Annotated in this window: 8 protein-coding genes; 5 read left to right on the forward strand and 3 right to left on the reverse strand. The window is 45.4% G+C overall.

Annotation, left to right across the window (positions count from 1 at the left end; translation table 11 throughout):
* Window positions 1-9 precede the first annotated feature (9 nt).
* Window positions 10-1299 carry a peptidoglycan DD-metalloendopeptidase family protein gene (locus ACWYU8_RS03665; protein ID WP_457517238.1) on the forward strand — a complete coding sequence of 430 codons (1290 nt, stop codon included), beginning with the start codon at window positions 10-12 and terminating at the stop codon, window positions 1297-1299.
* A gap of 25 nt (window positions 1300-1324) precedes the next feature.
* On the opposite strand, the gene ACWYU8_RS03670 is transcribed toward ACWYU8_RS03665, so the two are convergent.
* The 3 genes from ACWYU8_RS03670 to erpA form a co-directional block, all read right to left on the reverse strand.
* Complete coding sequence (locus ACWYU8_RS03670; protein ID WP_457517240.1) at window positions 1325-4459, reverse strand: efflux RND transporter permease subunit; 3135 nt, start codon at window positions 4457-4459, stop codon at window positions 1325-1327.
* Window positions 4460-4468: 9 nt separating this feature from the next.
* Window positions 4469-5587 carry an efflux RND transporter periplasmic adaptor subunit gene (locus ACWYU8_RS03675; protein WP_457517241.1) on the reverse strand — a complete coding sequence of 373 codons (1119 nt, stop codon included), beginning with the start codon at window positions 5585-5587 and terminating at the stop codon, window positions 4469-4471.
* A 115-nt stretch (window positions 5588-5702) separates the two neighbouring features.
* Window positions 5703-6044 carry an iron-sulfur cluster insertion protein ErpA gene (gene erpA / locus ACWYU8_RS03680; RefSeq protein ID WP_444495056.1) on the reverse strand — a complete coding sequence of 114 codons (342 nt, stop codon included), beginning with the start codon at window positions 6042-6044 and terminating at the stop codon, window positions 5703-5705.
* Between the two features lie 247 nt (window positions 6045-6291).
* On the opposite strand from erpA, the gene hemL reads away from it, so the two are divergent.
* The 4 genes from hemL (at window position 6292) to ACWYU8_RS03700 (ending at window position 13736) form a co-directional block, all read left to right on the forward strand.
* Entirely contained in the window at window positions 6292-7587 is a 1296-nt protein-coding gene (gene hemL, locus ACWYU8_RS03685; RefSeq protein ID WP_457517245.1) for a glutamate-1-semialdehyde 2,1-aminomutase, read from the forward strand.
* Window positions 7588-7935: 348 nt separating this feature from the next.
* On the forward strand, window positions 7936-9021 hold the full coding sequence (locus tag ACWYU8_RS03690; protein WP_457517247.1) for an AI-2E family transporter: 1086 nt from the start codon (window positions 7936-7938) through the stop codon (window positions 9019-9021).
* A gap of 76 nt (window positions 9022-9097) precedes the next feature.
* Window positions 9098-10123, forward strand: coding sequence for a 16S rRNA (guanine(1207)-N(2))-methyltransferase RsmC (rsmC, locus tag ACWYU8_RS03695; protein ID WP_457517248.1), 1026 nt, complete (start codon window positions 9098-9100; stop codon window positions 10121-10123).
* 226 nt (window positions 10124-10349) lie between these two features.
* Complete coding sequence (locus tag ACWYU8_RS03700; RefSeq protein WP_457517250.1) at window positions 10350-13736, forward strand: response regulator; 3387 nt, start codon at window positions 10350-10352, stop codon at window positions 13734-13736.
* Window positions 13737-14219: the final 483 nt, after the last annotated feature.

The raw sequence follows: 14219 nt of genomic DNA on the forward strand, positions 1-14219 counted from the left end.
ACGTACCCCATGCATTCAATTTTTGTCCGACTTCCATTCTTGCACAAAGTACTGATCGGTTTTTTTAGTGCTCTGATTATCTTTGCACTGTTCTTTTTACCCGATCCGCAAGATCTGAACCCACAACAAAGCCGATTAATCGTCGGGCAATCTTATCCTGTTCCTATATCTATGGAGCTGACAACATTAAATGGCGCTTCAGCCACCTCTTCGGTATTACGCTGGGAAACTTATCGAGTTAAAGACGGGGAAAGTGCAGCCGTTCTCTTTAGCCGGGTCGGCTTATCACCTCGAATACTGCATGAATTAGTGTCGTCCGATAAAGAGGTGGAAGAGCAATTGACGCGTCTTCGACCTGGAGACAGCCTGCAATTTGGTTTCGATGAAGAGAATAACTTAGTTCAGCTTAGACGCACTTTGAGCGCTTTCGAAACCTTCCGAATAAAACTTAAAAATGGTAAGTACGTTTCTGAAATCGACAAAAAAGAGGTCGATTACCAGTACAACTTTGCAGAGGCTACCATTAAATCCAACTTCTGGAATGCCGGTATTTCTTCTGGATTAAACGGAAACCAAATCATGGAGTTAGCCGGTATTTTTGGCTGGGATATCGACTTTGCCTTAGATATTCGTAAAGACGACACCTTCCGCGTACTTTACCAGGAGGAAGTCGTAGAAGGTGAAGTGATTGGACGCGGCAAAATCATCGCGGCCGTGTTCAAAAACCAAGGCGAAACCTTCACTGCGGTTTTAGATGAAAAATCCGGTAAATATTACGACGAGAATGGCCGGGCCATGCGGAAGGCCTTTTTACGCGCGCCACTGGATTTCCGTCGCGTGAGCTCCAACTTTAACCCTCGTCGTCTTCACCCAGTAACCGGCCAGGTTCGCCCACACAGAGGAACGGACTATGCAGCGCCAGTCGGCACCCCAATTTGGGCGGCAGGCGACGGTGTTGTAGAGAAGTCGTCCTACAATAAATTCAACGGTAACTATGTGTTTATCAAGCACAGTAATACTTACGTTACCAAGTACTTACACTTAACCAAACGCACTGTAAAAACGGGGCAGCGCGTTAAACAAGGTCAAACTATCGGTACGCTAGGTGGTACTGGTCGCGTGACTGGCCCGCACTTACACTACGAGTTTTTGGTCAATGGTGTTCACAAAAACCCGCGCACGGTTAACTTGCCTCAGTCACAATCATTGACAGGACAAGCACGAATATCGTTTTTGGCCAAGGCTAAAATTCATATGGCTAAACTCGATCGTTACAGCGAGCTGTTAACCATGAAATAACCATTTCAGATAGGAAAGAGGCCACTTATGTGGTTTCTTTTTCCTCTGATATTGGCGACTTTTCAGACCTCTGATCTCTGCCGAGCATAAGAAGACAAGGGGTTAGCACCAAAGTGAGCAAAGTAGCAAAAGCCAGCCCTCCAGCAACAGCCGTTGCTAGCTGAGACCACCACTGCGTGCTCGGTGCACCAAATTCGACTTTCTGATTGACCAAATCGATATTCATTTCTAAAACCATCGGCAATAAGCCCAGAATGGTCGTGATGGTGGTCAGTAATACCGGTCTTAAGCGTTGCACACCTGTCCGCAAAATAGCTTCAGATTTGTTTAAACCTCTTTTACACATCTGGTTATAGGTATCAATCAATACGATATTGTTGTTCACTACAATGCCCGCCAGTGCGATCACACCGATACCGGACATAATAATGCCAAATGGTTTTTGGAAAATAAGCAAGCCAGCAAACACCCCAACGGTTGAAAACAACACTGCACTCAGAATCAAAAAGGCTTGATAAAAACTATTGAACTGAGTGATCAAGATGAGCGCCATCCCTCCCAATGCGATAACAAAAGCACTTTGTAAAAAAGCGGAAGAGTGATCCTGTTCTTCATTCTGACCACGAATCTTGTACTCAACGCCTTCAGGCAACCCGAGATTTTCGACTTCCTCAGCTATTTTAGGTAGCTCCAATGCCAGATTGTAACCTTCTGCCATATCAGCCTGAATATTGATAACCCGATGTCCATCAACCCGGCGAATTGTACCTTGCTTGTGATCTGGCTTAATTTGGGCAAAGTTAGTGATCGGTATCATACCAGCCGCCGTCTTAACCCGGAGCTGATCAAAGCGGCCAATGTCACGCTTATCTTGAGGATAACGCACCAGTATATCCACTTCTTCATCAACATCATCCGGTAAATAGTCACCAATTTTTAAGCCGTTCGTGACAAATTGAACCGTATTGCCAACTAACGTCGCGTCAGCCAAAAAACGTGCCGCATCATCTCGTTGAATGTCTATTTGCCAATCAATGCCATCTTTATTAGTGGTATCACTCAGGTTGGTCAACGCAGGATTAGCATCTGCCCAAAGACGTATTATTTTAGCCGCAGAATCTAACTCACTGATGCTGCTACTTCGGGAAGAGACCTCAATGACGACGTCATGCTCAACCGGGGGACCTGCGTCTGCAAATTTATATTCGAGCTCAACCCCAGCAAAACGGTCAGTGACTGCCTTTAGTTCATCAATAATGGTTTTGACTTTACGTCGATACTGCCAATCGACAGGCGTTATTTGAATCTGACCAATTTCATCCCCATTGTTACTCGCTCCCGTGCGGGTATAGACGCTCTCGAACTCATCATGACCAAGCATCACCTGCTCTATTTGACGCATTACCGTATCTTTTTCATTAATTGAGAGATCACCATAAGAACGCACTTTCACTGTAAAGAATGCTGGATCTACTTCCGGGAAAAACTCCGCACCTATCCCCGCTTTGCTGTAGGTGACACCGACCCCTGCGGCTAACAAAATGGCGCTGATCAACACTTTCCAGGGGTGGCGAATTGCAACCGATAACGTCTGATAATAAAATTTGGTGATACCTGTCGCTCTATCAAAATTGCCATTATAGAGCTCTATCATCTCTTGCTTAGCGTTATCATCTATGGTTTGAGGCTTACCTATAATTCCGCCTATCACAGGCACAAACAGTAACGCCATCACCAGTGATGCAGCTAATGTAGCAATAAGCGTTAATGGTAAGTATTTCATGAACTCACCCGTAATGTCTGGCCAGAAAAGCAGAGGTGCGAAAGCCGCTAAGGTTGTAGCCGTCGATGCAGTGATCGGCCAGGCCATGCGTTTAGCTGCATCTCGGTAAGCCTCGTTGCGCGGTGTACCTTCCTGCATTCGGCGATCAGCAAATTCTGTCACCACAATAGCACCGTCCACCAGCATCCCCACCGCCATAATCAAAGCAAACAACACGACGATGTTGACGGTCAGACCAAATATCGAAAGCACCAACAGCCCCGTAAGGAAAGAACCGGGAATAGAAATGCCCACCAGCAACGCCGTTCGTACTCCCAAGATCGCAATGATGACGATCACCACCAAAATAATCGCGGAAAGAACATTATTTTGCAGATCGCTGAGCATGAGTTTGACATCATCCGACTGATCACCCGTATATTTAACCTGTAGATTGCCTGGCCATTCAGTCCGGTTTTGAGCTTGAGTTACGACCTCTTTGATTAATTCTACGGTTTCTATGATGTTCTCACCGGCTCGCTTCTTCACATCTAATACGATGGCTGGTTCACCATCCAGACGGGCAAAACTTTCCGGATCGCGGAATGCTCTGCGCACCGTCGCGACATCGCCAAATGTGATCACCTCTTTAGCATTCACTTTGATTGGCAGCTCGAGTACGTCTTTTAAAGAATCAAACACCGACGGTACTTTTACCGAGAAACGTCCATAGCCGGTATCAATAAAACCAGCAGCGACTACACGGTTGTTCAGCGCGATCAAATTGTATATATCCGCCTGATCCAACCCATAACTTTCCATCAAAAGAGGATCAACGACGATCTCGACAATATCTTCCCGATCACCAGCAATATCCACTTCTAATACCTGACGAAAACTCTCTAGCTTGTCTCTTAGTGCTCTGGCAACTTGTACAATTGTCCGCTCAGGCACAGAGCCATAAAGTACGACAGTCAATACTGGCATTTCAGATGCAAATGTCACTTCATTGACGGTGGGTTCATCGCTTCCTTCCGGAAACTTAACTTTAGCCAGATCCACACCTTCTCGCACATCAGCCATCGCTTTATCCAGATCGACGCCAACACTGAACTCCAACGTAACAGAAGCATGCCCTTCCGACGCAACCGAGGTCATCTCCTTGACTCCTTCAATCGAACGTAATTCTTGCTCGATCGGACGCGCCAATAATCGCTCAGCATCAACGGGAGAAATTCCCTGATGACCAACAGAAACATAAATAATTGGAATAGTAATATCCGGACTGGACTCTTTCGGGATCGTGACGTAAGTAATGACACCGGCAATCAGGATCATTAGGAGGAAAGTCATCATGGTGCGTGAGCGGGATAAAGCTGCATCAATTAGCGAATACATACCGTCTCCTTATTGTTCGCTTACTGAGTTTGAAACCACATCGTCTACTCTGGTCGCAGAGACTGGGTCCCCATCACGAACAAATCCCTGACCAAGAACGATAACGTCACTCTTCTCTCCGAGTCCAGAGAGCCATACTCCATCGTTTTCTGCCTTAACCAATTGAATAGGTATAAATTTAACGTGACCGTCGCGTAGCGTTTTAACTCCAAGATTCCCTTCTTCGTCCAAAGCCAACATCGCAGCGGTGACTTTTATTGCGAGCACTTCCGTCAAAGGTAAGATCACTTCCGCACTTATCCCCGCAGGCATCCGTGAATCTCGGTTATCTATCTCAATTTCAATCGGAAAAGTATTTGTAAAAGCGGAGGAGATACGGCCGATATAACGCAATGTGCCTTGATATTGGTGCTCGTTAACCATTCTCACATCTGCTTTTAATCCCTCGACCAGATACTGAATGTGCCGCTCGCTCACATCGGCTTCTATAACTAAGGTGTCTAAATCAATAACGGTCGCAATGGGGTCTCCAATAGCAACAAAATCTCCAACTTCAACGAAGTGACGGTCAACAATGCCATCAAACGGGGCTTTTACTTCGGTATTTTTCAATGCGGTTTGAACGTTGCTTAGATTGGCCCGGGCATCCACCAAAGCCGCTTCAGCGATAGCGAATGCCACCTCACCTTGAAGTCCTTTACTCTTGAGAGAACGAGCTGCGTTAAACTCTTTTTGTTGTACCACAAGCATGGCCTGCGCCCGCTGAAGTTGAATGCCAAGATCGCGCTTATCAATATTGGCAATGACCTGGCCACGCTTAACAGTTTGGCCTTTTTCTATATTCAGACTGACGATTTTACCTGCGACTTCGGCCCCTAAGCGTGCCTGACGATCTGGCGCTGTTCGGCCATATAACTCAATGGTTTTTCGGGTCGGTTGAGCAATAAAAGTGTCAAACATCACCTTGGCAATCGGGGTCTGACTGGATTGAGGTGTTGGAGAAATGGATGGTTGGTCTTGTACGTTAAACTGCCCAATGGCCAGCCATGCCACAAGAGTAACAACAAGAATTAGAGATATTAGCCAAGGACGCCCGACACGTTGTCGCACGAAAGAAATAGCAGACATAAAAAGTCCTTATTATTTTCTTTCTTGCAACCGCTTACAGGGAGCGCCTTTACGTACACAATAACTACATAAAGATGAAACTCAGGCAGCCACAGGCTGCCTTTGATCGTGCTGATTACACGCTAAATGATGCACCACAACCACAAGTGGTTGTTGCATTCGGGTTATTAACGAAGAAGCGAGCCCCTTCCAAACCCTCAGTGTAATCCACAACGCCGCCGATAAGATATTGCAAGCTCATAGGGTCTACAACCAGTGTTACGCCACTGTTTACTATCGTTGTATCACCGTCATTTACATTCTCATCAAAAGTGAAGCCATATTGGAAACCACTACAGCCACCACCAGTAATGTATACGCGCAATTTCAATTCTGGATTTTCTTCTTCCGCAATCAGCGCTTTAACGCGAGATGCTGCAGCATCAGAAAAAGATAATGGTACGTTTACTTCGCTCACGAAGACCTCTCTCACTCGTGTAATGCGTCAAGCCTGAAGCAAGACGTCAAATTTGTACTAATTGTTCACGATTATCCAATACCTGACAAACTCGTTCAAGTATTCACCGCCGATTCTTTATATTGAATACGGATATATAATATTCAGCGGAAAAACAACACATAAATTGAGCAAAACGTTTCTAAGTTGATTATAGCTAGGTACAATGCGCTCCACTTGGTCCGAGCAATCAAAAGAGGATAATCCCATGACCAAATCATCAGAGCTGTATCAAAAAGCTCAGAAAACCATTCCTGGCGGTGTAAATTCACCAGTTCGTGCATTCAACGGCGTTGGCGGTTCACCGCTATTTATCGAACGAGCAGACGGTGCACTGATTTTTGATGCCGATGGTAAAGCGTACATTGATTACGTAGGTTCTTGGGGGCCAATGATTCTTGGCCACAACCATGCGGTAATTCGCGAGGCAGTGATTGACGCAGCACAACGTGGTTTGAGCTTTGGAGCACCGACTGAATTGGAAATTTCCATGGCTGAGCTGGTTTCTGAACTTGTGCCATCAATGGAACAACTTCGCATGGTAAGCTCTGGTACTGAAGCAACCATGAGCGCCATTCGTCTGGCTCGTGGTTTCACAGGCCGCGACAAAATCATGAAGTTCGAAGGTTGCTACCATGGCCATGCTGATAGCTTACTTGTGAAAGCAGGCTCAGGCGCGCTAACTCTGGGTCAACCGAGTTCACCGGGCGTACCAGCAGACTTTGCGAAGCATACCCTAACAGCGACGTTTAACGATTTGGATTCTGTACGTGAACTGTTTGCCGCAAACAAAGGCGAGATCGCGTGTATTATCGTTGAGCCAGTCGCTGGCAACATGAACTGTATCCCTCCAGTAGAAGGCTTCCACGAAGGTCTGCGTGAAATTTGTGACCAAGAAGGCGCACTACTGATTTTTGATGAAGTAATGACGGGCTTCCGCGTTGCACTGGGTGGAGCTCAAGCCTACTACAACATCAAACCAGACCTAACGACATTAGGTAAAGTGATCGGCGGCGGCATGCCCGTTGGTGCTTTCGGTGGCCGTAAAGAAGTGATGCAATACGTTGCTCCGACAGGCCCGGTATACCAAGCGGGGACGCTTTCAGGTAACCCAGTAGCAATGGCGGCTGGTTACGCTTGTTTGAGTCTGTTAAAAGAAGAAGGCAACGAAAAACGTCTGGCTTCAAAAACGAAGCAGCTAGCAAACGGCTTTAAGTCTCTGGCAGACAAACATGGTATTCCACTAGTAGTAAACCAAGTGGGCGGCATGTTTGGTTTCTTCTTCACTGACCAGGAAAGCGTGACATGCTACGAAGACGTAACTAAGTGTGACGTTGAACGCTTTAAACGATTCTTCCACCTTATGCTCGATCACGGCGTATACCTTGCACCATCAGCATTTGAAGCCAGCTTCACGTCTCTAGCGCACGGTTCAAAAGAAATTGATGCGACACTAGAAGCCGCGGATCGCTGTTTCGCTATCTTGGCTGCAGAAGAAAAATAATCGCTAAGCTGTAGATATATAAGTACAAAAAAGGACTTTCATGGTCCTTTTTTTACTTTTACCGCCAGTTCAAAATAACTAACAGCGCGAATACACTAATCACGATGGCAAACCACGGTATGCGTTTGCTTTTTTTCGCATTTTGACATTTCTTACCGCCGTCACAACACCCCATTTGACATCTCCTGATTGATAACCGACTGATTTGTAGTCATTATAACAAGGTATGCTACTAGGCTCTAATTCCACAATGTTATAAGACACGTAGCGCGTATCGTAATAAAGGTTCAAAGCTGCCGCTATATGATGCTGGAAACCTAAACGTCATCCGTTAGTTGGATTTATCTTATGTCAAACAATATAAAAATCACGTCGAGCCATCGTGTTTTAATGATCGCTCTGCTCGCCGCTGCTTTTGCTTGCTATTTACTGGTTGAACCCTACATCAATTCGATCGTCATGGCTTTTATTATCTCGTTGCTCATGTTCCCGATTCACGAGTGGTTTGAAAAAAAATTGCCATCGCATCAGAACATAGCATCTCTACTGTCTTGTGTTGTGCTGACTTTTATTATCGTTATCCCGCTTTTGTTTGTGTTCGCCGCTATCGTTCAACAAGGGTCCGTCTTTTCGCAAAACACCTATAAGTGGGTAACGAACGGAGGCATTCAGGACATTTTCCAGCATCCTTTAGTTGTAAAAGGCTTGTCGCTGGTGAATGAGTACTTACCTTTTGACAAAATTGAGCCTAAAGCAATCGCAGAAAAAATTGCGCAGTTTGCGACTTCATTTGGTTCAAATCTTGTAGCGATCAGTGCCAAAATTTTGGGGGACGCAACAAACTTCTTAATGGATTTTTTCCTTATGCTGTTTGTTCTGTTCTTCTTACTACGCGATCACGAAAAAATCATTTCCGCTATTCGTCACATCCTGCCCCTGTCTCGTAGTCAGGAAGACAAAATCCTGACCGAAATTGAGCAGGTTTCGAAATCGGCTGTGATGGGATCGTTTCTTACCGCCATTGCGCAAGGATTTGCGGGTGGTATTGGTATGTGGCTAGCTGGTTTCCCAGGGCTATTTTGGGGCACTATGATAGGTTTCGCATCGTTCATACCTGTTGTAGGTACTGCTTTAATCTGGATTCCAGCAGCGGCTTACCTGTTTTTAACAGGCGACACAACTTGGGCAATCTTCCTCACCGCATGGAGCGTGGTGATTGTCGGCTCTATTGATAACTTATTGCGCCCGTTTCTGATGCAAGGCAGCGCGGGAATGAACACCTTAATGATTTTCTTCTCGTTATTAGGTGGTCTGCAACTGTTTGGTTTAATCGGCCTGATTTATGGCCCACTGATTTTTGCTATCACCATGGTGCTGTTTAATATTTACGAAGAGGAGTTTAAAGACTTCCTTACCAATCAAGACAACACTTAGTCACTCGTTAATTACTTCAAGCTTGGGCCAGATTGTGCGAAAATCTGGCCCAAATTATTTCTGATGAACCAAATTTATGTCTGCTTATATCGCTCCAAGCCAAATCGCTCAACGCCAACTGGAATACTTCAATGGAAAGCATGTATTAGTTGCCGGTGAAGTCGAAGATTTTTTTCCGCTAGAGCTGACCGCACATTGTGAATCTGTCGAAGTTTTCACATCCAACTACAGCTATTACCGCCAAATTAGTACCTCTGACAAAATCAAAAGCCACTTTGGTTCTGAATTTGACATTGATACTCAAGCAGACATGTTGTTGCTGTACTGGCCAAAAGCCAAAGCAGAAGCCGAGTACTTACTTGCAATGCTAATGGCAAAACTCGGTATTAATACCGAAATTGCCGTAGTTGGTGAAAACCGCTCTGGCGTCAAAAGCATTGAGAAAATGTTTAAAGAGTACGGTCCGGTGAATAAATACGACTCCGCACGCCGCTGTTCTTTTTACTGGGGTCAATGCTTAAACGAGCCAGCACCATTTAATCAGCTCGACTGGTTTAAGTCATACACTATCAATCTGGGTGACCAATCACTGATAGTTAAAAGCTTGCCCGGCGTATTCAGCCATGGCGAGTTCGATTTAGGTAGCCAGCTATTGCTCGAAACCTTGCCGACATTATCTGGTAAAGTGCTCGACTTTGGTTGCGGTGCTGGTGTACTGGGTGCATTTATGGCAAAAACCAATCCAGGAATTCAGATTGAGATGTGTGATATCAATGCTTATGCCATCACATCAAGCCAAGCAACACTGAAAGCCAATGGTTTAGCAGGGAACGTGTTTGCTTCTGACATCTACTCAGACACCGCAAACGACTATCGGTTTATCATCAGTAACCCACCATTCCACAGCGGTCTGGACACGAACTACAACGCAGCAGAAACCTTACTTGGGGATGCGCCAAAATATCTGATTCACAATGGCGAAATGATCATTGTTGCCAACAGCTTCTTAAAGTATCCGCCAATTATTGAAAGCGCTTTCAGTAATTGCGAGACGCTAAATAAGACTAAGAAGTTCTCGATTTACTACGCTAAAAAGCCTTAATCACCTTGCGCGCAGATGGTAATCTGCGCAAATTTTCGCTATTACCCCACAAAACGTACGAAAAACTGCGTGACTCTGCACGCTTTGCACTCGACTTTCTTGTCAAAGAAAAAAAACTCGTTAATTTTGTCATTTCTATCGAATTTAAATTCTATCCGTTTTTGACGAGAACCTCGGCAGCGATAACTGTGTTTTCTGCTGCCCTTTATGAGTTGCAACCTTACCCATGTTCAAATTTTACAAAAAACAAAAGTTTAAGCGTCTTCAGAGTACGCTGATGACTGCGTTTCTTGTCCTCAGCCTGACACCTCTAACGATTACTGCGATTTTTTTCCTGCGCTCCCATAGCCAAGATCTGCAAGAACAAAGCACGTCGCACCTTTTATCGGTGCGGGATTCCAAGCAACAGCAAATTGTGAACTACTTTGAAGCTCGCGAAACCGAGGTTATGGGGTTTGTTCGCTCTGAACTTGCCTACGCCAGCGGAGGCCGCTTTTATGGCTTAGTCAATGCGTTCAGCCGCTTAGGCAACGACATTGAAGAGTCACGTAAAAATGCTCAACACCGCTACATAGAAGGCAGCGGAGACCAAATCAAAACGTCGATTTTGCCGGAGTCTTCCAATTTTGTCGGGAGTGAACGGTACCGACTGCTTCATAAACGCTACCATTGGGCTTATTTAGAGCTCCTCAAGCGTTCTGACTTCAATGACATCCTATTGGTCGATATCAACGGCAATGTTACCTACTCAATCAATAAAGACGACAATTACGGTACGAACCTCCTCTCAGGCCAATATAAAAACTCTTCACTCGGTAAAGCATTTCGTCGTTTAGCGGATGATGTTAACGAACGCCGTAAAGTGAATGAAGACTACACTCCTGTTATCGTTTCCGATTTTTCACTTGAAAATGGTAAACAGATCGCGTGGCTGGGCGCACCAATTGTTCAACAAGGTTACCTTCATAGCTACGCGATGTTCAGCCTGCCAAGCAATGGCGTAACCAAACTTGTTGCTGATCAGAACCAAGAGTCATCCATTGAGACGTTACTAGTGGGAAGCGACCACCTCCCTCGCAGCATCAACACGAAACAAGATAACATTCAAAATAGTTTGCAAATCATCGACCAAGCACTGGCTGGAAACACAAGCGTAGGAACCTATACCAATGGTCTCAATGAGGCGATCATTGCAGCCTACACCTCAATCAGGACACGCGGCATGAACTGGGCGTTGGTGGTGCAATTACCAGAGAAAGAAGCATTTGCCCGGATTTATCAGTTGGAAAAGCTGTTCATTATCGCGATGCTCACCGCGATCATTCTTGTCGTCATTGCCTCACACTATTTATCGAACTTCATTACCTCGCCATTGCTCAAACTAACCTGGGCTGCAGAACGGGTATCCGCGGGAGACCTGGACGAAACGACGTTTAATACCAAAAGAAAAGACGAAATCGGCCGCTTGGCAATCAGCTTTGAGCGTATGCAGCGATCAATTCGTGAAAAGATCCAAACCATCAAAAAGCAAAATGAAGAGTTGGAAAGTAACATCCGATTGATTCAGAAGCAGAACGAAGAGTTACAAATTGCAGATAAACTAAAAGATGAATTTCTTGCCACCACTTCACATGAACTACGCACACCTCTGCACGGCATGGTAGGAATTGCAGAAACGCTGATATCCGGTGCGAATGGCGCTATCCCTGCAAACCAGAAATATCAGCTTGATATCATCATTAAGAGTGGTCAGCGTCTTGCCAACCTAGTCGACGACTTACTGGATTACCATAAAATGCGCCATGGCAGCATGGACATACAACAATCCGCAGTCAGTCTGGCGAGTTCGACTCAACTGGTACTTGAGCTATCAAGCCATTTACTCGGCAATAAAACCATTCGAATCATTAATCAGGTACCCAATGATCTAAAAGCCGTCTCGGCCGACCCGCAACGTTTAGAACAAGTGCTTTACAACCTGATTGGCAACGCCATTAAGTACACTTCCGAAGGGAAAATTGTAATCTCAGCCAATGTAGTGGATGAGTATGTGCGCGTTCAAGTCGTAGATACGGGGCAAGGTATCCCTGCAGAACATCTTGAGCACATCTTTGAACCATTAATTCAAGCTGGTCAGGATGGCAGCCGCTACCGGCGAGGAGCAGGATTGGGGCTATCGATCAGCCGCCAATTGATTGAACTAATGGGCGGCTCTTTATATGTCAGCAGTCAGCCAATGGTTGGGACGACTTTCAGTTTCACGCTGCCATTGGCGAGTGACGAAGAGATAAAGGCCACACAGACACTGGCCGCCCGAGGGCACTTCCAGATACCGGAACTGAATCTGGGCTGCGCGGATAGCCTGTCTTTACCCGAAAACCCAGATGGCCCACTACTCTATGTGGCAGACGATGAACCCGTTAACCTGCGAGTACTAGAAAGCTTTTTACGTTTAGAAGGCTATCGTGTTCGTACTATTTCTGACGGTCCGGAAACGCTGGCACTGATCGAAAAAGAGAAACCCGAGCTTCTCTTGTTAGACATTATGATGCCAGGCATGAGTGGCTATCAGGTGTGTAGTGAACTTCGTCAAACCTATGGTCATGCCGAATTACCTATCATCATGTTAACGGCACTCAGCCAAACAGAGGACCGTGTCAGAGGATTCGAAGCAGGGGCAAATGATTACTTATCTAAGCCATTTAATAAACAAGAGTTAGCCGCCCGAATTCAGGCACATTTAACGGCGAGTAAAGCGGAGATACGCCACATTGAGAATAAGTTACTTGAATCAGAACTTCGCCAACGAGCGGAAGTAGAAGCGAGCCTGTTAGAAACTCAGGGGCGTTTGCTTGAGCAGTTAGAATCAGCACCAGAAGCCATTATCTGTTTGCATGAAGATCAACGTATTCGCTTTGCAAATCAGGCGGCATGTAAGCTATTTAAACGCAGTCTAGAGCAACTAAAGCGATCTTCAGCTGATGAGTTGATTGCGCCAAAATTTCTGACTGTTACTCAACCACATTACTGTGGAAAAATTGATATATACATTGAGAATATTCGTCAGAACATTGAAGCAGATATTCTTAAACTTCCTGAAGGTTCTGGCTTAGATATTATGTACATCTTTAATGTCGGAGGTGGGGCTAATACGGCACGTATCCATAATCTGGAAACGGCGGTAGAAGTACTATCCGGCTATGCATTCGACGGCGATAAAGAACAGCTACAGAAGCTGAAAGAGTTAGGTGGCGAGTTCACTCGTTTGGCAGACAAAGCACTGGGCAATAAAAAAGACAAGCAGGATCTAATGCGCGAAGTGTTGGTCGACGTGATGACACATGCGCTCGAGTACTGGGAGTCAGCAACTGGAGAAAGTAAATTTACTTTTGCTGAACAAAGCGGTTTATGGCGGGTATATCTCGATCGCAGCACGTTGCAGACCCGCACATTAGACAAGTACATGCGCATCGAAACCTTACCCCAAACGCCGCGCTGGAGAACCGTTCTCAGCTCAATTGAATTCATCCTTACCCACTGCAAGGAGCGAAGCCCAGAACGAGCTTACATCGAAGCGCAACGCGATAAACTACAGAGACTGCTGACTAGCTAACGCTCTATATCTAAAACAGATACAAGCCCGGGCCCCTTCACCAAGTCAGGGGCTTTCTTATTTTGGGTAGTCACGTTTGTTAACGCTCTTAATGACAAAATTGAAATCCCGCTGGCCACCACTTCCTTCTCGAAATAAAAAAAGAACCTTAAAGACCGAAAAATCGACGATTAGAAAGCGAATTGAGTCATCGAATAACCCTAAACTGACAGACAATTGGCACAGATTGAGAACTCAATCACAACAGAACGGCAGATTAAATTTTACCAGAAAAATTAACATGATTGATGCATGTGAGCCAGATCGCTGAACTATAAGCAACACTAAAAACACTGGAATAAAAAGAGCCAATAGATTAGCAACCACTAACTATTAGCATTAAACCGAATACCAACTGCGACGCATATCAAGGTTTATTTTTGGACTCAGACTGGTTCAAAAGCAAACAAAATGACGTTTACAACGTAGTCTGGTTCTATTTTG

Source organism: Vibrio limimangrovi, from assembly GCF_054064025.1.

What these genes read in the sequence shown, in the direction of transcription:
- ACWYU8_RS03665 (WP_457517238.1), top strand. Translation starts at nt 10, where the DNA reads ATGCATTCAATTTTTGTCCGACTTCCATTCTTGCACAAAGTACTGATC.
- ACWYU8_RS03670 (WP_457517240.1), bottom strand. Translation starts at nt 4,459, where the DNA reads ATGTATTCGCTAATTGATGCAGCTTTATCCCGCTCACGCACCATGATG.
- ACWYU8_RS03675 (WP_457517241.1), bottom strand. Translation starts at nt 5,587, where the DNA reads ATGTCTGCTATTTCTTTCGTGCGACAACGTGTCGGGCGTCCTTGGCTA.
- hemL (WP_457517245.1), top strand. Translation starts at nt 6,292, where the DNA reads ATGACCAAATCATCAGAGCTGTATCAAAAAGCTCAGAAAACCATTCCT.
- ACWYU8_RS03690 (WP_457517247.1), top strand. Translation starts at nt 7,936, where the DNA reads ATGTCAAACAATATAAAAATCACGTCGAGCCATCGTGTTTTAATGATC.
- rsmC (WP_457517248.1), top strand. Translation starts at nt 9,098, where the DNA reads ATGTCTGCTTATATCGCTCCAAGCCAAATCGCTCAACGCCAACTGGAA.
- ACWYU8_RS03700 (WP_457517250.1), top strand. Translation starts at nt 10,350, where the DNA reads ATGTTCAAATTTTACAAAAAACAAAAGTTTAAGCGTCTTCAGAGTACG.